The sequence below is a fragment of the Ruegeria sp. BA12 genome, assembly GCF_056539625.1.
The window spans coordinates 141314-161350 of the sequence record NZ_JBQFVF010000002.1 but is presented as its reverse complement, the minus strand read 5'-3'; the positions used below and the strand labels follow the sequence as shown (position 1 = coordinate 161350).

The following is a 20037-nucleotide window of genomic DNA, read 5'->3' as shown; positions in this document are numbered from 1 at the left end:
GTGCGCCGATGATTTTGCCTTTGGTTGGGGTATTTTCAGCCAACAGAAGGGTCAAGCGCTTTGTGCCATGCGTTGGGCCAGCTTAAGTGCTTCGATCAGGCTGGTGGGTGTGGCGATGCCTTGGCCTGCGATATCCAGTGCGGTGCCGTGATCGGGTGAGGTGCGGATAAAGGGAAGGCCAAGCGTCACGTTGACCCCGCGATCGAAATCCAGCGTTTTGATCGGGATAAGTGCTTGATCATGATACATCGCAATCGCTGCGTCATAACGGGCGCGCGCAGCGGCGTGGAACATCGTATCGGCAGGGTGTGGCCCGGTAACGGTATAGCTGTCGTCAGGGAGGTCGGCGATCAGGGGCGCGATCCAGTCCAACTCTTCATGGCCCATCTTCCCGCCTTCACCGGCATGGGGGTTCAGACCCGCGATGGCAATACGAGGATGCGCGATACCGAATTGATTGCGCAGTCCTTGGACGGTGATTGCGATGGTGTCGTGCAGCAGGTCCGGGGTCAGAGCCGAAGGCACCCGGGACAGCGCGATATGGATGGTTGCTGGCACCACGCGCAATTGCGCGCTGGCCAGCATCATGACCACCCGGTCCCGACCGGCCAGGGCGGCGAGAAATTCAGTATGGCCGGGATAAGCGAAGCTGGCGCCGTCGATCAGGGCTTTCTTGTGGATCGGCGCGGTACAAAGCGCCGAGGCCGCACCGGATTGCACCAGCGAAACACCGCGCTCAATAGCGGCGATGACTGAGGGCGCGTTGGCCGGATCGGGTTGGCCGGGGACATTGGGCGCCGGAAAATCCAATTGCAGAACCGGCAGCGCCGAGGCGCTGATTTTAACAGATTCGGACGGGTCAGTTATGCGAACAACCGGCGTTCCCGGCGGCAAGTGGGTTGCATCACCGATATAGAAGAAGGGACATGTGTCGCGAAGGTCCGACCACGCTTTAGCTGCGATTTCCGGGCCTATTCCGGCCGGGTCACCACAGCTGAGCGCGATTGGGGATGTCATTGCTCGACAATGTTTGCTTCGGCGCGCAGCTGTGCCACAAGGCTGTTAGCAAAAGCCTCGAGACGTTGTTGCGTCAGCGCGTTGGCAACGTCCACTCGCGAAGTCTCTTCGCCCAGATCACGGGTGCGGGTGCAGAGCATCAGGAACATCAGGGTCTGGCCATTGTTGCGGGTCAGCGTGGTGGACACCTCATTCAGGTCAAGCTTGGCAAGCTCCAGCGCCACGTCACGCGGAATCTCACCGGGGCTGGCCTGAATCCGTTGCAATACTTCTGGTGGTTGGTCCTTGGCGATGCCGTAGAGGTCATCGCAGGTGTCAATTTCTTCTCTGAGTTTGGCCGCCCGTGCCAGGGTTTCAGCACTACGGCCACCGGCCATATTATAGATCGCGTAGTCTATCTCGGAATAGTTGGTCGCGCTGGTCGCGACCTCACGCAGTCCGCGCATCTGGAACAGCGCAATGGCGTTGGGCAACGAAAGCGGCTGTGTGATCTCTCCGTCCTTCAAACCCAGGATCACCGGTTGCAGTGCTGGCGGCAGGCTGGTGAGGCTCAGCCAGTCAAGTCGTCCACCATTATCGCGGGTGGCTGCCGCTGAGTATTGTGTGGCTGCGGCGGAAAACGAGTCAAACCCCTGCAGTTGGGCAATCTCTTGGGCAAGCAGATCAGCCTGGGCAATGGTTTGCTGGTTCACTGGGATAATGATTTCGGACAGCAGCACCTGCAGGCCACCGCTGTCAGTTTGACCCAGGGCACGGTTGATCTCCTCCTCGGACGGGCGAGCCTGTGACAGGAAACGTGCACTGACATAGTCGCGCCAAGCAACCTGATCAGCCACGAAATCCCGAACAGTTTCGCGATCAACACCCTGATCAGCAAGCAATTGCAAGAACCGGTCTGTAGACAACTGCCCGCGCGCGGCAAATTCGTCTATGCCGACCTGAATGTCTTCGGGGGCGGCCTGGATCCCGGCCTCGCGCATAATCTGGCGGCGCAACCTTTCGTCGATCAATGCATCACGCACTTCGGCGTCGGATGCACCAGGGGCGCCCAGTGCGGTCAGGAATTGTTGCCGTTGTGACAGCTCGTACCAGGTGATGATGTCTTGATTGACTTTGATCGCCGGGGAAAACAGGCTTTGGGCACCAGCTTGTGGCGACGTCAAAGCCAGCGCAGCCCCGATTAGCATTGGGGCGACCGGTTTAAGCCAACCGGAGCGGAGGAAACTAGTGAAACCTGAAATCAACTGCATCTTCTCTTGTACTGTTGGCCGCCACTGTTAACGGAGTACCCCGTCAAGGCTACGGTAAAGCCGAATTCTGTCGAAGGCTCAATACTTGATGATGAAGTAAAGCGCCTACTGACATTCATGTTAACCTGTACGCATTCATTCTGATACGTCACCCCCAACCCATAGCGGATCGGTTCGGATTCGCTTAGGTCATAGCGCGCCAGGGCCCGTGTGTTCCAGTTCTGATCCACCCGGTAACGTCCGGTCAACCGAACTTCGGAAATCTCGTCGTCGATACCTTCAGCCGGGTCCGGCTCTTGCCAGCCATAGCTTCCGGTGAAGCCGACCCGCGGCTGTTGCCAGCCGACCCGCAGTTCGGCTTTGGAAAAGCTGAAATCTCCGTTCAACAAGCCACGGCCGGCCAGACGCCAGCCGTTATTGGTTTGAATCTGACCTGCCAGCAGCAAGTCTGAGGTTGTCCCCTGCAAGCCCGAGGTCAGGTTGAAACTGGGGTCAGCATCCGCGCGGTACACTTGACCAATCGTGGCAAGAGCCCGCCAGCCGCCGGCTGCATAGCGGGACCAGTTCAGGCCCACAACGCCCGTCACGCCGTCTTCGCGCCGATCAGGGGCCGGAAAGCGGGACAGGGACAACAAGTTACCCTGATCGAATTCCTGAAACGTGCTTTCGTCATTTGGCACGTCATCGTCCGAGACATGGGTCCATCCAATCTGGGCAATCGGTTCCAATATCTGGGTCGCCCCCGATGACTCGCGCTTGCGCATTGGATAGCGCAGCGTCAATGCCGCGCGCGGCGTGGTGCGCGTGACGTTATCGGGAAAATCGCTGTCGTGACGAATGTTGAACGCATCAACCGACGCACCGGCCCGCACCTCAGCCCTAAGGCCCGACGCAAAAGTCCAGTCGCGCAGCCATTCTGCATCAAAAGTGGCACGAGCAACGTCCCGTCCGACGATATCCTCGTCACTGGTACGTTCATGCGCGTGAGTAACAAAGCCCAACCGAACCTCGCCGCCCACAGAGGTCGGGAACAGACGCTTTTCATAATACAGATCAAAGATCCGTGACGGGATTTCGTCCTGTTCCTCGCTATCGCGCAGGGTTTTATAGTGGGTGAAACTGGTACGGAACGCCGTGTCGCGTTTGATCCGTTCCAGCGCAACTTCGCTACGCAGCCGATCCAGATCTGGCAGGCCATAATCGGCCAGATAAGCATCGTCTGACGTTGTTCTGATGTTGAAAAGGAACCGATAACCGTCGTTCAGGTTGAACCAGCCATTGGCAAACAAGTATCCGCGATCCTCACCCGGCTGCAGATCATCGCGGGTATAGGCACCCTCAAGCTGGATGCGCCCCCTTTTAAAGGCCTGTCGATAGCGAAACCCAAGTGTATTGGTCTTGGACGAGACATAGGGCGTCAGTGTCAGATCCTTGTGGTCACCCAGCTTGATGAAATACGGCACCTGGACGCCAGTGCCCAACTGCGAGGTGGTTCGGATCGACGGTACCAAGAACCCGGTGGCCCGCTCTAGCGTCGGGTCCGGCAGTCGCAGATAGGGGAAATAGAACACTGGCACATCCAGCACCCGAAGCTGCGCCCCTTCAAAATAGAGTTGCCGTTCCAGTTGATCATGCGTGACCTTGCGGGCGCGGATCTGCCAGATCGGCGGTTTGCCATTCGCGCAGACATGGCACGAGGTGGCCGAAACCTTGCTGAACTGCGTATACCTGCCCGCCGCGCGCGTGGCCTGAACCGAAGCAATCTGCACCTGCTGGTCGAACACCATCCGCGCGCCGATCAGCAGGCCATTCTGAATACCGTCATCCAGTTCGGCCGAGTCCGCCAGGATTGTCGTATCACCGGCCTGATCGATACGGATTGGCCCCTCCAGCGTAAGCGCGCCGGTATCGCGGTCATAGGTGATGCGGTCAGCGGTGATTTTGATGTCACCCTGAAAAGCTTCGACATTGCCTTCAGCCACCAGCACGCGTTCGGGTGTGATGAAGATTTCGTCAGCCACCAGCAGGGCGGGCTGGTCCTCTTGCTGGGTGTCCTGCGCCGGGCCAGGGGCTGATTGGGTCTGGGCGGCGGCACCTGTTGGCATTGCCAGAGCCACAGCGCCGGACAGCAAAAGACTTGATATGAGCCGCATCAGCCGTCCTCCGCATGGAGAAGAAGGCCAAGGGAAAGAAGAATGGCTGCAAAGGGCGGAGCCCAGGCTGCGACGAAGATTGGCAATTGACCGTTTTCTCCGAGTATTTGGGCAAAGTTGCGAACGAAGTAGATTGAGAATCCCAAAAGCACTGCGGACAGAACCGCGATACCGGTGCCACCAAAACGGACATGGCGCATGGTAAAGGCCGCGCCGATCATCACCATGGCCACCAGAAAGAGCGGCCGCGCAAGTTGAACCTGCAACCAGACCTCATATTGCTTGGTGGAAAATCCGGCTTCGCGGAGATCACGGATAAGCTGTGGCAAGTCGTAGACGGATACGGAATCCTGCTGGCCCAGCGTGTCCAGAATGCGCTGGCGCGTCAGCGTGGTGGGAATTTCGATGCGCTGATGTGTTTGAGCCGTCGCCTCGGGGTTCATATCATCCGCCAGAGACCAGATCTTGGCATTGTGCAATATCCAAGACCCGTTCGACAGCTGTGCCCGATTGGCATTGATTTGCTGTGTTGGTTTACCATCCGGCGAAAATGTAACGATCGTTACGCCGGTTAGTTCCAACGCATCCGCATTTGTGGTGCCTCGCGCGTGGATGACCGATTGCCCATTTTCCGAACCCTGCCGCAACCAAAGCCCCTCGCTGGTGATCGACAGCGCCGAGTTGCCTTTGTCTTTGTAGGCATCAGACAGGCGTCGGTACTCCTCGGACGTGGCGGCGGTGATCGGGTTCAGCAAGGCCACCGCGAGGGTCCCAATGATCAATGCCAACGTGACCGGAGCCAGCAGCGCCCGGATACCGGACCGCCCGATGGCGCGTGTCACCACCAGTTCGGAATTGCGCGCCAAGCCGATGAACAATGCAATGGTGGCAAGGATAACCAGCAAGGGCAACATCTCGCTGATCGCTGCGGGTGAGTTCAGCAAGGTCAGGTGCAGCAGCGTGCCAAAGGACAGCCCCTCTGAGTTGAACCGACGGGCTTGTTCGACCAGATCGATTAGAATCAGCAACGTTAGAAAAATGCCGCCAATGACCAGAAAGCTCTGCATGAACCGGCGGGCGAAATAGCGGTCGAGGATCACGATTGTGCCTCCGCCTTGATCCGGCAGCAGGTGAAATCGGCACCGAAAAGGCCAGAATCACCTTCGCCTGCGCGGATGCGCAACGGCATATGCCTGCCCTGTCTCGCCAATTCGTTCTCCCCCGATCCTGCCGGAATTTTTCCGCGACTGTAATGCAATTGGCACGCGGGGAAAACTGCTATCTGGTCAAGCCGCGTGGTGCGGGCTAGGTCTTGGGGAACAGTTTTTGAGGAGTTCGCAATGAGCAGTCTTGTCCCGATCCGGTTTCAGCCCTTTGATACGGATGCAATGGCGCAAGCCGAAGGCCGGGTGGCGGTAATCATCCCATCGGACGGCAAGATGAGCCCCGCGGTGCGCCGGGCCAACCGTCTGACCCGTGGCGCGGTGGCGCGTCTGGTGGAAAGTCCCCGGTTTGAAAAGGTAAAGACAGGCGATGTGATCTCGATGGCTTGGCCTGGTGGAATGGCGGCCGAGGCGCTGGATATCGTGATCTTGCCCCGCCGTCCTGATCCGGCCGAGGCCCGCAAGGCGGGCGCGGCGCTGGCCAAGCTGGCAGGGGGCAAGGACGTGCTGGTGATGGCAGGCAATCAGGTCCGGACCGAAGATCTGACTATGGGCATCGTGCTGCGCACCTATGATTTCGACGCGCACAAGACCAAAGAGGCGGAAGAGGTTGGCACCGTCACCATCAGTCACCAGAAACCCGACGAGGTCGAAGCCGCCTTTGCCCCACAATACGCCGTGGCCGATGGGGTGCGGATGACCCGTGATCTGACCAACGAGCCTGCAAACGTCCTGACCACCACTGAATTCGCCGACCGTTTGGCCGAGATGGCGGAGCTGGGCCTTGAGGTTGAGGTTCTGGAAGAGGACACACTGGCCGAGTTGGGCATGCGTACGCTGCTGAGCGTCGGGCAGGGTTCGGTCAGCCCCTCGAAGGTTGTGGTGATGCAGTGGAACGGCGGTGACAAGGACGACGCGCCACTGGCTCTGGTGGGTAAGGGTGTCGTGTTCGACACCGGTGGTATCTCGCTGAAGCCCGCAGGCGGCATGGAAGACATGACCATGGATATGGGCGGTGCCGGCGTTGTTGCTGGCACCATGCGTGCGTTGGCTAAGCGCAAGGCCAAGGCCAACGTGGTCGGTCTGGTCGGACTGGTCGAAAACATGCCGTCCGGCAATGCCAGCCGTCCGGGCGATGTGGTCAAGTCGATGAAGGGCGACACGGTTGAGATCATCAACACCGACGCCGAAGGGCGTTTGGTTCTGTGCGATGTGATGTGGTACACGCAAGAGCGGTTCCAACCGGTGGGCATGATCGATCTGGCCACGCTGACCGGCGCGGTGATCATTGGTCTGGGCCACGAGAATGCCGGTGTATTTTCCAACAATGACACGTTCTGCGATGCCTTCCTGAAATCGGCCAAGGCCGAGGATGAAGGCGCGTGGCGCTTGCCGCTGGGCGAAGGGTACGACAAACAGTTGAAGTCGCGCATTGCTGATATGAAAAATGTCGGCGGTCGCCCGGCAGGCTCGATCACAGCGGCGCAATTCCTGCAGCGTTTTGTGAAAGAAGAAACGCCTTGGATTCACCTTGATATTGCGGGTGTGGCCTCGGTGTCGTCGGAAACATCCTATGCGCCCAAAGGGGCAACCGGCTGGGGCGTTCGCGCGCTCAGCCGTTTGGTGCAGGATAACTTCGAGTAATCGTATGGGGGCCGTCTATTTCTACCACCTGACCCGTCAGCCCTTGGAACACACCTTGCCGGCGCTGCTGGACAAGGCGCGGCAGGCTGGGTGGAAGATTGCCGTGCGGGGCACAGATCCGGCACGGATGGACTGGCTGGATGAAAAGCTGTGGCTGGGGCCCGAGGACGGGTTCCTGCCACATGGGCGCGAAGGTGGCCCGCATGACGCGGTGCAGCCTGTTTTGCTGACGACCGGGCCAGAGGCAGCCAATGAACCGACCTGTGTCATGGCCGTGGACGGCGCGCCGGTAAACGCCGACGAGGTGGCTTCGCTGGAGCGTGTCTGCATCCTGTTCGATGGCAATGATGATATGGCTGTCCAGCAGGCGCGCGGCCAGTGGAAAGCACTAACTAGCGCGGGTTGTTCGGCGCAATACTGGTCCGAGGAATCGGGCCGGTGGGAGAAGAAGGCCGAGGCGTAAGAGGCTGAGTTTAATAGCTTTCCGGAGACTGACAGATGGAAACAAGACCATTAGGCCGCACGGGAATTTCGGTGACAGACTTATGTCTGGGTACGATGACCTTTGGCACACAGACGTCCGAGGCGGATGGTCACAAGCAGTTGGATATGGCGCTGGCAGCTGGGATTAATTTCGTTGATACGGCCGAGATGTATCCGGTGAACCCGATCGCAAGGGAAACCGTCGGTCGGACCGAAGAGATTCTGGGCAGCTGGAACGCTGCCAACCCGTCCCGTCGTGCAGATTACGTACTGGCAACCAAACACTCGGGGGCAGGGTTCGCCCACGCCCGCGATGGCGCGCAGATTTCGGGAAAGACGATCCCCGAAGCGATCGAAGGCTCACTGCGGCGGCTGCACACGGATTGCATTGATCTCTATCAGTTTCACTGGCCGAACCGCGGCAGTTACATGTTCCGGCAAAACTGGAATTACGCACCTTCGGGGCACAACACCAACGAAGTATTGGACAACATGCAGGATTGCCTTGAGGCCCTGCAAGTGCAGGTCGACAAGGGTAATATCCGCGCCTTTGGACTGTCCAACGAAAGCGCTTGGGGTACGGCGCAATGGCTGCGGATTGCCGAGCAGATGGGCGCGCCGCGTGTGGCCTCGGTTCAGAATGAGTATTCGATTCTATGCCGGCACTTCGATACGGATATGGCGGAACTCAGTGTGCATGAAGATGTGGGCTTGATGGCCTTTTCTCCCTTGGGGGCGGGATTTCTGACCGGCAAGTATCAGGGTGATGCGGTGCCCGTCGGATCACGTATGTCGCTGGTGCCCGAGATGGGCGGGCGCACCGGTCCACGCGTGTTTGGTGCCGTGGCGGCTTATCTGGAGATTGCTGAGCGGCATGGGTTGGACCCGGTGCATATGGCACTGGCCTGGTGTCGGACGCGGCCGTTCATGATGTCGGCTATTTTCGGCGCGACCTCGGTGGCACAGCTGGAGCATATCCTGGTCGGTAAGGACTTGCGGCTGTCCGATGAGGTCGTGGCAGAAATCGGTCAGGCGCACCGAACGCATCCGATGCCCTTTTAGGGGGCTCTGCCCCCGCCGCGCCATGCGCGACTCCCCCGAGATATTTTTAGCCAGATGAAGAAGATCCCGTCAGTGATGAGTAGGCTGGATACGTTCCTGCCGCAGGTCACGGGCCGAGAGGCCATGAGCGGTGCGGAAAGCACGTGCAAAGCTGGATTGTGAGGCGAACCCCGTAGCCAGGGCCACATCCATCAGCGGCATGTCGGTGTCGGTAACCAGGCGGCGGGCCTCGGCCAAGCGTAACTGCAGATAGTGGTCTTGCGGCGTTGTGTTCAGGCGCAGGCGAAATTGCTGCTGCAGAGTGCGGGGGCTGGTGCCGAGGGTTTCGGCGATGTCCGCCAGTGGCAGCGGCTCGTCGAGCGAAGATTCCATCAAGGTGTTCGCCTTGGCCGTCAGCGCCGTATGGCGGTGTGGGGCACCGGTCCGGCTTTGCGGTTTTGTGGGCTCGGGCGCACCGTCGTACAGGAAAAGACCCGAGACGCGGGCAGCAAAACCGGCACCGTGGCGGGCAGCGATAATGTGCAGCATCATTTCGACCGCTGGGATAGCGCCACCTGAAGTCAGGCGATTTCCGGATACGGTGAACCGGTCGGGGCGCACATCAACATCGGGGAAGCGGGCGGCGAAATTGTCCAAGTCTTCCCAGTGGGTTGTGGCGGCGTGTCCATCCAGCAGGCCAGCCTCGGCCAACAACCAGGGGCCTCCGTCGATGCCCGCCATGGTGGCACCAGTGCCCGCAATACGGCGCAGTCCGGCCAGCAAACTGGGTGTGGCGTGTCGGGCCAGTTGGAACCCCGCGACAACGATCATCAGATCGCAGCTTTGCAACCGTGCCAGCGGAACACCCGGTACGTTCAGTGCGCTGGTCAACATTGCAGGTTCCGCCGTTGCCGTCACATAATCCCAGTCGAAAGCGGGACGATCCGCCAGACGGTTGGCAGCCCGCATTGGATCAACGGCCGAGGCGAAGCTGAGCGTGTTGCATTCGTCCAGAACCAGCACAGCCGTTTTCAGGGCACGATGTTCGGGTTGGAGTATGTTTTTTGCGGATTTCATCAAGTTCGATTCGCATTCTGGCAAGTGTTTCCACAAGGCTGCGTCAGAGTCGGGGGTGAACGCAAATCGGAATCCGTGGAGAAGCCTGGGGAAAACTCACGGCAAAACCGGGTATAACTTGGGGAAAACACAATGCCTCTGGAAATGAACCGCGAAGTCTTCATCACTTGCGCCGTTACCGGCTCGGGAGGGACACAGGATCGCAGCCCACATGTGCCGCGCTCACCCAAGCAAATCGCCGACAGTGCGATTGCCGCAGCCAAGGCCGGGGCGGCGGTGGTGCATTGCCATGTACGCGACCCTGAAACCGGTGTACCCAGCCGCCGTCTGGACCTGTATCGCGAAGTCACGGACCGCATTCGCGAGGCTGAGGTTGACGTCGTTCTGAACCTGACCGCCGGGATGGGTGGGGACATGGTGTTTGGCCCAAGCGAATCTCCGCTGCCGCTGCGCGAGGACGGGACTGATATGATCGGTGCAGCCGCGCGGGTCGAACATGTTGCGGAATGCCTGCCGGAGATCTGCACGCTGGACTGCGGCACCATGAACTTTGCCGAAGCCGATTACGTCATGACCAACACGCCGGGCATGCTGCAGGCGATGGGTCGGATGATGACACATTTGGGCGTGAAGCCCGAGATCGAAGCCTTTGACACCGGCCATCTGTGGTACGCTAAGCAGCTGGTGAAGGACGGTGTTCTGGACAGCCCGGCTTTGGTGCAACTTTGCATGGGCGTGCCGTGGGGCGCGCCGGATGACTTGAACACCTTCATGGCGATGGTCAACAACGTGCCGGATGACTGGACGTTCAGCGCGTTTGCTCTGGGCCGCAATCAGATGGCTTATGCCGCGGCGGCTGTATTGGCGGGCGGCAACGTGCGCGTCGGGCTTGAGGATAACCTGTGGCTGGACAAAGGCGTGCTGGCCGAGAATTGGCAACTAGTCGAACGCGCCGGAACCATTATCGAGAACATGGGCGCGCGGGTGATCGGTGCGCAGGAAGTGCGCGAGAAATTGGGTCTGGTGAAACGGGCGCCAGTGGCGAAGTGAAGCCGTTCTGGTTGGTGTGCTTGATTTGTGCCGGGCCACTGAGTGCGGAAACTCCTGATGCTGTCGATGAATATTTGGCGATCCAGACGGGGCTGTGTGCACAATTGAAGGAAAACGTCTTTTCGGTGCCATTTTGGATACATCGGCACAGCCTGGGTGGATGTCGCGTGAACAGCGTACAACCACTTTCGGCGACCTATGTTCTTGACGTGGTTTGCGAAGATGAAGGTGAAGTCTTGCTAAACGAGACTTGGGAAATGGAACAGTTGGGCAAATCGAAATTCACAATACGTGACGCTGTCGGAGGGATCTTCGGCACTTTGGAATGTAGTGAGGAACAATGACAAAAACAGCAGCGATCATTGGCGGCGGCGTCATCGGCGGCGGATGGGCCGCAAGATTTCTACTGAACGGCTGGAACGTCCGGGTGTTCGACCCGGACCCCGAGGCCGAGCGTAAGATTGGTGAGGTTCTGGATAATGCGCGCCGCTCCTTGCCGGGGCTGAGCGATGTGCCATTGCCGTCCGAGGGATCTCTGACGTTCTACGAAGATATGGCGGAGGCCGTGCAGGGTGCCGCCTGGATACAGGAAAGCGTGCCTGAACGGCTGAACCTGAAACTGAAGGTCTACAAGGGGTTGCAGGAGGCTTGTGATCCAGATGCGATCATTGGGTCCTCGACCAGCGGCTTCAAACCGTCCGAATTGCAGGAGGGCGCGTTGAGGCCCGAGCAGATCGTGGTGACGCACCCGTTCAACCCGGTCTATCTGCTGCCGTTGATTGAGCTGGTCCCAACCGGCAAAAACTCGGCCGAGATGGTTGCCAAGGCACAAGAACTGCTGAAGTCCGTCGGGTTTTTCCCGCTGCACATCAAAAAAGAAATCGACGCGCATATCGCTGACCGATTTCTTGAAGCCGTTTGGCGCGAGGCATTGTGGTTAGTCAAGGACGGCATCGCCACGACCGAAGAGATCGACGAGGCCATCCGCATGGGCTTTGGTATTCGCTGGGCGCAGATGGGCCTGTTTGAAACCTATCGCGTGGCCGGAGGTGAGGCCGGGATGCGGCACTTCATGGCTCAGTTCGGGCCAGCGTTGAAATGGCCGTGGACCAAGCTGATGGACGTGCCGGACTTTACCGATGAACTGGTCGACCTGATCGCGGATCAGTCGGACTCGCAGTCGGGCATGCACTCGATCCGCGAGTTGGAGCGCATTCGCGACAACAACCTTGTGGGTATGATGCGCGCGCTCAAAGCACAGAATTATGGAGCAGGCGCGGTGCTGAACCAGCATGACGCGCTGTTGAAACCCGGCGCGTTGCCGACGCTGGAACAGGCGGACATAAGTCAGCCTATTCTGACATTGTCGCGCGCCGTACCGCTGGATTGGACCGACTACAACGGCCACATGAACGAGGCGCGGTATCTGGAAGCCTTCGCTGCCGCGACCGACCGGTTCATGGAGATCATCGGCTGCGACGCGGATTACATAACCTCGGGCGGCAGCTATTTCACCGCTGAAAACCACATCCGCTATGTCGACGAAGCACACGCAGGCGCCAAGATCGAAGTGCGCACGCAGATGCTGTTGGGGCAGGGCAAGAAATTGCACGTGTTCCACAGCATGTATGAGGGAGACAAGCTGCTGGCCACGGGCGAAAGCTTCCTGCTGCATGTCAGCCTTGAATCTCGTCGCCCCAGCGCACCGTCGCCGGAAATCGAGGCCGCCATGACGCGGATCGCCGAGGCGCAGGCAGGGTTACCCTACCCCGAAGGCGCGGGGGCCGCGATCCGGAAACCCGCATGACCCGGCGGGTTCTGATTACGGCTGGCGCCTCGGGCGTTGGCCGTGCCATGGCCGAAGCATTTGATGATGCAGGCTATGGTGTTTGGATCACGGATATTGACGAGGCTGCTTTGAATACGGTGCCGGATCACTGGGAGGCTCGTCGCGCAGATGCCGCAAGTGAGTCCGATATGAGCGCCGTTTTTCAGGATATCGCAGCCGAAGGTGGATTGGATGCGCTGTGCGCCAATGCAGGCACGGCAGGACCGACAAACGCGATCGAGGATATCGGGTTGGCAGATTGGCGGTCCTGCGTTTCGGTCAACCTCGAGGGCGCTTTTCTGGCCGTGAAACATGCAGTCCCTTTGATGAAGACCGCGCAGGCGGGCAGCATCACCCTGACGTCGTCAACTGCTGGTCAATACGGGTACCCGTACCGCGCGCCATATGCAGCGGCGAAATGGGCGGTGATTGGCCTGATGAAAACCCTTGCGATGGAACTTGGCCCCCACGGTATTCGCGCAAATGCGATTTGTCCTGGAGCGGTTGAAGGCCCACGGATGGAGGGTGTGCTGGCGCGCGAAGCGGCCGCAAAAGGTATGACCCGCGATCAGGTCTATGCGGGGTATGCCTCGGGTACCTCGATGGGGCGCTTTGTTGAAGGTCACGATATCGCAAACATGGCCGTGTTCCTCGCCTCGGATGCGGCGCGGCTTGTTTCGGGGCAGGTTATTGCCGTGGATGGGCACACGGTGAATCCAGATCCGAAAATCTAACTCGGTTTAGAAAACACACAGAACCCCAATGCCCTGGCGCAATAAGGGCATTGGTAATCGGCTTGGGGCAGGGCTTTTTCGAAACGCTGAAGCTAGCCCTGATTTGGCCCGCGAATTTGGCGGATGGTCTGGCGGACAGCTTGCCAGTCTAGCGCTTCCTGTCTATTTCCGGCGGCTTCACATTCGCGCATCTTTTGTGCGGCTTCCGCCTCGGCCCGGTCGCCGTGAACAGTATATAAGGCCCGTGCGTATTGAGCGGTCTGTAGTGCGTCCATTCCTGTCGTCCTCCGTCTGTGATCGGAATACCCGAAGGTTCGCGCCGAACGACGATAGCACAAGACAGGCTTAGGTGCATCCTTAGTGGTCGGAAATTTGCGAGCGCAGCCGTTTAAGGTGTTCTGAGAAGTCGCGCGCAGTCAGGTCAGCCTCGCGTACCAGTCGGTCGAAATGGCGGGTGAAGGTTTCGATCCGATCACGATCCCGAAAGGCCATATAGTGGCTGCCGGCGTAGAAAACACAAAGCAAAGGACCGAAGATCGTGACCGGAGCGGAATAAAGCCGTTTTGCGTCAAACAGATAGATTCTAAGACGCGGGTAAAGCTGTTGGCAAATCTCCAGCAGATGGTCGATCTGTTCCAGCCGGATTTTGGGACAAAGACCGTCGTAATAGCCCCGCGCATGGACGAAACTATCGATTTCATACAGCGGCATGGCGATTTCATAGTCGGATTGCGCGCTGCGCATCCACATCAGCCGGTCAGCCGAGGCACCGATGGCCTGATCCGCCGTCCGCCCCAGATGCGGGGCATATTCCCACTCCAGCACCGCGCGGGTCTTTAACATGTCGGGCAAAGTCGCTGGAACATAACGGATTTTGTACCCTGCGGCTTCTTGATGCCACTCAAAGATGCGCTCATCCACCAGCGCACGTGGTGCTTCGGTCATTGTCAGCGAGCTGGCCAACAATTCCGCTGCGCTTTCGGGTCGGTCGGACAGGCTCAGAAGCCAATCCGCCGAAACCCCCAGCGCCGAGGCGCAACTGCCTACCACATGTGCATTTGGCAAGCGCGCGCCTTCACCCGTCAAAAGCTGCGATACGGTCGAACGGTCCACCGCAATCTGACGCGCCAGCGCGCTTTGACTGACGTGTCGCTCCTCCATCGCCCGGGCTAGGCGAGTACGGAACTGTGCCGCGCGGTCTCTTTTGTCGATTTTTTCCTGCATTTGTTTAAAAATATCACAGTTGATGAGTTTTGTTAATCATATTCAGAATTTTCAACGGATGCCGTGACCCGTAATTTTGAAGACACAACAATAAAATGGGTGACGGAATGGAAACACGGCGCAGATCAGTCGTGAAAGCGGTGCTGTGGAATGCGATGGGCTTGCTGGTGATGACACTGGTCGGGCTGGTCGCGACTGGCTCGGCGGCTGTGGGCGGGACACTGGCGATTGTAAATACGGCCATCGGATTGACGATGTACGTTATTTACGAGCGCGTCTGGGCCAAAATCTCATGGGGGCGCAATGTCTAGGCCCGCAGCACCCGAATGGGGCACGTTCGCCCTGATCCTGGCTTGCTATGGGGCGTGGTTGGCGGTGATTTTCCTGATGCCGGTTTGGCTGGCAATTCCGGTGATGGGTCTGGTTGCGGCGCTCCATTCCTCGTTGACGCATGAGGCGCTGCACGGCCACCCGTTTCGTACAAAATGGCTGAATGAGGGCCTGATGGCGCTGCCTCTGACCCTGTTCATCCCGTATCAGAGGTTCCGCGACCTGCATCTGGCCCATCACCGGGATGAGACGTTGACCGACCCCTATGACGATCCTGAAACCAACTATCTGGATCCACAGGTCTGGGGCGCATTGGCCGAGTGGCAGCGATGGCTGCTGTCTGTGAACAACACATTGTTGGGGCGCATGGTGCTGGGTCCGGCGATTGGCCAATTCATATTCACGCGGAATGAATTGCGCGGTGCGTTGCTGGGCGACCTTGGCATCCTGCGGGCCTGGGCGCTGCATCTGGTTGGGGTGGCCTTGGTTTTGTGGGTGGTCGGGCACTCGGCAATGCCGATTTGGGCGTATGTTCTGTCCGCCTATATCGGGCTGGGGCTGGTGAAGATCCGCACCTTCCTTGAACACCGCGCGCATGAAAATCCGCAGGCCCGTACTGTGATTATCGAAGATCGTGGGTTGCTGGCTTTTCTGTTTTTAAACAACAACCTGCATGTGGTTCATCACATGAATCCTGGTGCGCCGTGGTACCGCCTGCCTGCGCTATATCGCGCCAGCAAAGACCGGTATCAGACCCGGAATGAGGCTTATGTCTACCGGTCTTACGCGCAGATCTTTAAGGCGTATTTCCTGCGGGCCAAGGATCCGGTGGAACATCCTCTCTGGCCAAAGCCTTGATTTAGCGACACAAGGGGGCCATGAGTTTATGGATTCCCATCACAATTGCTGCCGCCTCGTTCCAGACAGTGCGGTTCATGCTGCAAAAATCCCTCAGCACCGTAAAGCTAAGTGCGGCCGGGGCGACGTTTGCCCGGTTCGCGTATTCGATGCCACTGGCGCTTTTGGGGCTGATTGTGGCGCTGCAAGTGACTGGCTTCAGCCTGCCGCCGCTGACGGGGTGGTTCTGGGTATACGCTGTCATCGGTGGCACCGCGCAAATTCTGGCAACGATCTGCGTGGTCGCTTTGTTCAAGCAACGAAATTTTGCGGTTGGGATTACCTTTAAGAAAACCGAAGTAATTCAGACCGCCATTGTCGGTTTTCTAGTGCTGGGCGATCAGATCTCGTACGGGGGTCTGGTTGCGATCTTGCTGGGATTGATGGCGGTGCTTTTGCTGTCCAAATCACCCGGAGGCGACGGGGCGTGGTGGAAACATCTGACCAACCGGGCGTCGCGCCTAGGGTTGGGGTCAGGCGTATTGTTCGCCTTTTCCGCCGTCAGTTACCGGGGTGCGTCGCTTGAATTGGGTGATATCGACGCGTGGTTTCGCGCTCTGATCACTCTGGCCGCGGTTGTGACGTTCCAGTTCCTCAGCATGGCGCTATGGCTGCTGTGGCGCGACCGGGCCGAACTGCTTGCGGTGTGGCAGACACGTCGAACAGGGGTGTTTGTTGGTTTGACCAGTCTGGGCGGATCGTTTTGCTGGTTCTTTGCGTTCACCTTGCAGAACGCGGCCTATGTCAAAGCGCTGGGGCAGGTCGAACTGTTGCTCAGCCTGTTCGCATCGATTCTGTTTTTCCGTGAGACCATTACCCGGCGTGAGATCGCCGGGATGGCTTTGTTGGGGTTGTCGATCCTGGCGCTGGTGCTGGCGATTTAACCAGCACGGCGCTCGGCAAAGCTTAGGGCAATGAAGCTGGGCAGGTGATCGCCCATGCCCACAACTGCGTTGCCGTTATCCGAACGACGGCCACGACCTTTAGGTTCTTTGTCCTTTTTGCGGTCGCTCTTTTTGCCTTCGTTCTTTTGCGTGTCGGCAGACTTGGTCTTTTTCTCAGGCTTCTGCGTGTCGGCTTTGGGTTCGTCCTTGACCGGATTGTCGAGCTTTGGAATGTCCTTCTGGATCAGCTTTTCAATCGCAGCCAGCGCTTTTTCGTCACGACCCGAACAGATAGTAATCGCCTTGCCATCGCGCCCGGCACGACCGGTGCGGCCGATGCGGTGAACGTAATCCTCGGGGTGGCCGGGGACGTCGAAATTGAAAACATGGCTGACCGACGGGACATCAAGGCCACGCGCAGCCACGTCCGAGGCAACCAGCAACCGCAACGAGCCGTCGCGGAAACCGTCCAGCGTTTTCATCCGCTGTGATTGGTCCAGATCGCCGTGGATCGCGGCGGCGTCATAGCCGTATTTCTTTAGCGACTTTGCGCAGATATCAACGTCTGTCTTGCGGTTACAGAAGATGATCGCGTTGGTGCATTTTTCACCCTCGGCATCGATCAGTGCGCGCAAGACCTTGCGCTTGGCGCTGGCCTCTCGATCGCGACGGCCGCCTTTGAACATGACCACGCCCTGTTCAATGGTTTCCGAGGCGGTCGCCTGTCGGGCAACCTCGACCCGCGCGGGGGCAGACAGGAAAGTGTCGGTGATGCGTTCAATCTCGGACGCCATGGTGGCCGAAAAGAACAGCGTCTGGCGGGTGAACGGCGTAAGCGAGAAGATGCGCTCGATATCGGGGATAAAACCCATGTCCAGCATCCGGTCAGCTTCGTCCACGACCATGATCTGCACGCCGGTCAACAGCAGTTTGCCGCGTTCGAAATGGTCCAGCAGTCGGCCGGGAGTTGCGATCAGAACATCGACGCCACGGTCGATCAGTGCGTCCTGTTCCTTGAAGCTGACGCCTCCGATCAACAACGCCTTGGTCAGTTTCAGGTGTTTGCTATAGGTGTCGAAATTCTCGGCGACCTGTGCAGCCAGTTCCCGTGTCGGGCACAGCACCAGCGACCGTGGCATCCGCGCGCGCGCGCGGCCCCGTGCCAGCATTGTGATCATCGGCAGCGTAAAGCTTGCAGTTTTTCCTGTGCCGGTCTGGGCGATCCCCAATACATCACGACCTTCCAGCGCAGGTGGAATTGCGCCTTCTTGGATCGGGGTGGGGGATTCGTATCCGGCTTCCTCAATGGCTTTGAGGACCTTCGGGTTCAGGTTCAGTTCGTTAAATTTTGTCATGTAAGTCCGGTTCATGCGGACATTAGACCTGGCCCGCGCGTCAAAGGTGTGCCGGGCCCGGATGGCCATACGCTGCATTGCGCAATTTCGGCTTGGAGGGGGACATAACAAAAACGCCGGGTATGGTCAAATGAAGACCTCTTTAAGGTTTTTACTGTGCTCGCTCTGCGGATTTCTCGCAACAATTCAGTCACTTCCGGGAAAGTGTTTCCTGACTTTTTCGTCCAAATCCAGGGGCCGATATCGGATCAGGTCATGTTGTTCCAGACGGGTTCTCACGTCGGGGTCTGCACCGCTGATTTCGTCAAAAAATGCACGCAGCCCATCCATGCCGCCTTCGGCCTCGATCCAGCTGAGTAATTCGTTCATGTTCATGCCGCCCCGTTCACGTGGAACATTCAGGGACATTCCTGGCTGATACGAGCCACGCGCCAGGCGAAATCGAAGGTGAGCCTTAAAATGTTCCCAGTCGGGGGCGTGTCGATGGCACAGCTCCAACCCCGGCAATTCGAACTTGCAGGGCAAGAGTGTTTTTTCCTGGAACAGGTTGTGGATACGAAAACTCAGTTTCTTCAAGCCCGTCCGGACGATCAGCTTACCTTGCAAATGGCTGAAGAACCCACCCAAAACAAACGCGCCATAACGCGGGTACAGCGATTGTACGAGGGCGTCACGGTGGGGGGTCTTTGGAAGATGCGCCTTAAAAAGATCCGTGCCACCGCCCACGGCTTCGATCGGGCGGACACGTACAGCGGGGATGTGGTTGGGAACATCGGTCAGTTGCTGGGGAATGGGACGGTCCGTCCACAGAAACTCGTCCATGTCGATATGGGCCAACCAATTCAGATTGGTCTTGCGATAGGTGAATGACGCATTTGCGGTCTGACGGTTTTGATGCCGTTCGGGCCGTTCACGCTTGCGGCTGGCCCAGAAGGCCTCATCGCATGTTTGCACGTCGACCTTCGGATGCCGAACCAGGGCATCGAAAGCTTTGGAATTGGGTTCATCCAGATAGATGTGCAGCCGGTCGACCTCAAGATCGAGGTGATAGGCAACAAATCGCAGGATATCCGGGGCAGGGCCCCGAACCGTTGAAACAATGCCCCAGCCAGAGCCGTCAGTCATCAATGTGATCCAACAGGGACTGCCGGGTCTTGTAGTGCTGGATACGCCCAAAAATGCTGCGCGGGTCGTACATCACCAGTTTCAACATCCGGTACCCCAGCGGGCGCAACACCGCGTCGTTTTCTGCATGACGCCAAAGGCGTGCCAAAAGGTTGCGATCCAGATCGCCATTCCTTAGCGAATAGCCCGCCATGCCGAATGCCAATGGAACGTCGTGGTGTTTTTCACCCTGGATATTAAAGGCTTGATCGTTTGGACGAAGGGATACCCGACGCTCGCTATCATGCAGCTTGATCAGATCGTACAACAGGTACAGACCCTGTCCGCCCAGGCGCTGATCCAGTGTTTCGCCATGGTCGGCGAATGTGGTTGCCGAGGAAATAAGCCAACGCACAGGCAGGTCCCGGGCCAACTCTGAACCCTTTTCCCGCCACATCCGCAGAAACAGCGCCCGTGCCTCAGCCGGTGACGGATGCCGGCGCAGCAATGCGATGCACATTGCGTGAACAAGATGCAGCAGCGATTGGCCAGTAAATTCCTGCTGCAGCGCGTGGTACTTCCTGCGCGCGTCCTGCTTGTGGTCAAAGCTGGCGTCCGGGTCAGGTTTTTCTACGGGTGTTTGGGCAAGTTCACTCAGATCAACGTCCGGCGGCGGCAGTACACGTTGTGGATCGCGATAAGGAACTTCTTTGCGTTCCAGATGGCGCATCACCGAATAGAAGCCGCCGGGATAGTTTTCCTGATCCAAATCCGCCATGCTTCGGAACCCTAGAGAACGGTGC

The 20037-nt window shown here is 58.5% G+C and carries 20 protein-coding genes; 10 read left to right on the top strand and 10 right to left on the bottom strand.

Going from position 1 to position 20037, the window contains the following annotated elements:
- Positions 1-51 precede the first annotated feature (51 nt).
- From pdxA to lptG, 4 genes are read right to left on the bottom strand one after another with little or no spacing between them, the layout of a single operon-like run.
- Positions 52-1017 carry a 4-hydroxythreonine-4-phosphate dehydrogenase PdxA gene (gene pdxA / locus ACR0B0_RS06275; RefSeq protein ID WP_170533039.1) on the bottom strand — a complete coding sequence of 322 codons (966 nt, stop codon included), beginning with the start codon at positions 1015-1017 and terminating at the stop codon, positions 52-54.
- Entirely contained in the window at positions 1014-2267 is a 1254-nt protein-coding gene (locus tag ACR0B0_RS06270; RefSeq protein WP_480646930.1) for a peptidylprolyl isomerase, read from the bottom strand. The genes pdxA and ACR0B0_RS06270 overlap by 4 nt, the downstream gene beginning before the upstream one ends.
- A complete protein-coding gene (locus ACR0B0_RS06265; protein WP_170348941.1) occupies positions 2258-4420 on the bottom strand; it encodes an LPS-assembly protein LptD in 2163 nt (720 codons plus the stop codon). The genes ACR0B0_RS06270 and ACR0B0_RS06265 overlap by 10 nt, the downstream gene beginning before the upstream one ends.
- Positions 4420-5520, bottom strand: coding sequence for an LPS export ABC transporter permease LptG (gene lptG, locus ACR0B0_RS06260; RefSeq protein WP_170348940.1), 1101 nt, complete (start codon positions 5518-5520; stop codon positions 4420-4422). The genes ACR0B0_RS06265 and lptG overlap by 1 nt, the downstream gene beginning before the upstream one ends.
- A 240-nt stretch (positions 5521-5760) precedes the next feature.
- Here lptG and ACR0B0_RS06255 point away from each other — a divergent pair, with 240 nt between their 5' ends.
- From ACR0B0_RS06255 to ACR0B0_RS06245, 3 genes are read left to right on the top strand one after another with little or no spacing between them, the layout of a single operon-like run.
- Positions 5761-7227, top strand: a complete 1467-nt coding sequence (locus ACR0B0_RS06255; RefSeq protein WP_480646928.1) for a leucyl aminopeptidase — start codon at positions 5761-5763, stop codon at positions 7225-7227.
- 4 nt (positions 7228-7231) lie between these two features.
- A complete protein-coding gene (locus ACR0B0_RS06250) occupies positions 7232-7690 on the top strand; it encodes a DNA polymerase III subunit chi (RefSeq protein WP_480646926.1) in 459 nt (152 codons plus the stop codon).
- A gap of 35 nt (positions 7691-7725) precedes the next feature.
- On the top strand, positions 7726-8772 hold the full coding sequence (locus tag ACR0B0_RS06245; protein ID WP_480646924.1) for an aldo/keto reductase: 1047 nt from the start codon (positions 7726-7728) through the stop codon (positions 8770-8772).
- A gap of 69 nt (positions 8773-8841) precedes the next feature.
- Here ACR0B0_RS06245 and ACR0B0_RS06240 read toward each other — a convergent pair whose 3' ends face one another.
- The gene (locus ACR0B0_RS06240) at positions 8842-9828 is read right to left on the bottom strand and encodes a GlxA family transcriptional regulator (RefSeq protein WP_480646922.1); all 987 of its coding nucleotides are present in this window, start codon (positions 9826-9828) and stop codon (positions 8842-8844) included.
- Between the two features lie 132 nt (positions 9829-9960).
- On the opposite strand from ACR0B0_RS06240, the gene bcoG reads away from it, so the two are divergent.
- From bcoG to ACR0B0_RS06220, 4 genes are read left to right on the top strand one after another with little or no spacing between them, the layout of a single operon-like run.
- Positions 9961-10878, top strand: a complete 918-nt coding sequence (gene bcoG / locus ACR0B0_RS06235; RefSeq protein ID WP_170348935.1) for a 3-dehydrocarnitine:acetyl-CoA trimethylamine transferase BcoG — start codon at positions 9961-9963, stop codon at positions 10876-10878.
- Complete coding sequence (locus ACR0B0_RS06230; RefSeq protein WP_480646920.1) at positions 10875-11222, top strand: hypothetical protein; 348 nt, start codon at positions 10875-10877, stop codon at positions 11220-11222. The genes bcoG and ACR0B0_RS06230 overlap by 4 nt, the downstream gene beginning before the upstream one ends.
- Complete coding sequence (locus tag ACR0B0_RS06225) at positions 11219-12685, top strand: carnitine 3-dehydrogenase (RefSeq protein WP_480646918.1); 1467 nt, start codon at positions 11219-11221, stop codon at positions 12683-12685. The genes ACR0B0_RS06230 and ACR0B0_RS06225 overlap by 4 nt, the downstream gene beginning before the upstream one ends.
- A complete protein-coding gene (locus ACR0B0_RS06220; protein WP_170396033.1) occupies positions 12682-13440 on the top strand; it encodes an SDR family oxidoreductase in 759 nt (252 codons plus the stop codon). The genes ACR0B0_RS06225 and ACR0B0_RS06220 overlap by 4 nt, the downstream gene beginning before the upstream one ends.
- Before the next feature lie 92 nt (positions 13441-13532).
- Here ACR0B0_RS06220 and ACR0B0_RS06215 read toward each other — a convergent pair whose 3' ends face one another.
- Positions 13533-13715 carry a hypothetical protein gene (locus tag ACR0B0_RS06215; protein ID WP_170348931.1) on the bottom strand — a complete coding sequence of 61 codons (183 nt, stop codon included), beginning with the start codon at positions 13713-13715 and terminating at the stop codon, positions 13533-13535.
- A gap of 82 nt (positions 13716-13797) precedes the next feature.
- A complete protein-coding gene (locus ACR0B0_RS06210; protein ID WP_170375620.1) occupies positions 13798-14664 on the bottom strand; it encodes a helix-turn-helix domain-containing protein in 867 nt (288 codons plus the stop codon).
- A 107-nt stretch (positions 14665-14771) separates the two neighbouring features.
- On the opposite strand from ACR0B0_RS06210, the gene ACR0B0_RS06205 reads away from it, so the two are divergent.
- The 3 genes from ACR0B0_RS06205 to ACR0B0_RS06195 are packed head-to-tail and all read left to right on the top strand — an operon-like array spanning position 14772 to position 16775.
- Positions 14772-14975 carry a DUF2061 domain-containing protein gene (locus tag ACR0B0_RS06205; RefSeq protein ID WP_170348929.1) on the top strand — a complete coding sequence of 68 codons (204 nt, stop codon included), beginning with the start codon at positions 14772-14774 and terminating at the stop codon, positions 14973-14975.
- Positions 14968-15852, top strand: a complete 885-nt coding sequence (locus ACR0B0_RS06200) for a fatty acid desaturase (protein WP_480646916.1) — start codon at positions 14968-14970, stop codon at positions 15850-15852. The genes ACR0B0_RS06205 and ACR0B0_RS06200 overlap by 8 nt, the downstream gene beginning before the upstream one ends.
- Positions 15853-15872: 20 nt before the next feature.
- Complete coding sequence (locus tag ACR0B0_RS06195; protein WP_170348927.1) at positions 15873-16775, top strand: DMT family transporter; 903 nt, start codon at positions 15873-15875, stop codon at positions 16773-16775.
- Here the strand turns inward: ACR0B0_RS06195 and ACR0B0_RS06190 are convergent.
- The 3 genes from ACR0B0_RS06190 to ACR0B0_RS06180 all read right to left on the bottom strand — a co-directional run bounded on the left by ACR0B0_RS06190 (position 16772) and on the right by ACR0B0_RS06180 (position 20012).
- Complete coding sequence (locus ACR0B0_RS06190) at positions 16772-18130, bottom strand: DEAD/DEAH box helicase (RefSeq protein ID WP_480646914.1); 1359 nt, start codon at positions 18128-18130, stop codon at positions 16772-16774. The two genes, ACR0B0_RS06195 and ACR0B0_RS06190, sit on opposite strands and share 4 nt — an antisense overlap.
- 186 nt (positions 18131-18316) lie before the next feature.
- Entirely contained in the window at positions 18317-19255 is a 939-nt protein-coding gene (locus ACR0B0_RS06185; RefSeq protein WP_480646912.1) for a glycosyltransferase family 2 protein, read from the bottom strand.
- Positions 19248-20012, bottom strand: coding sequence for a hypothetical protein (locus ACR0B0_RS06180; RefSeq protein WP_480646909.1), 765 nt, complete (start codon positions 20010-20012; stop codon positions 19248-19250). Before ACR0B0_RS06180 ends, ACR0B0_RS06185 begins: the two co-directional genes overlap by 8 nt.
- Positions 20013-20037: the final 25 nt, after the last annotated feature.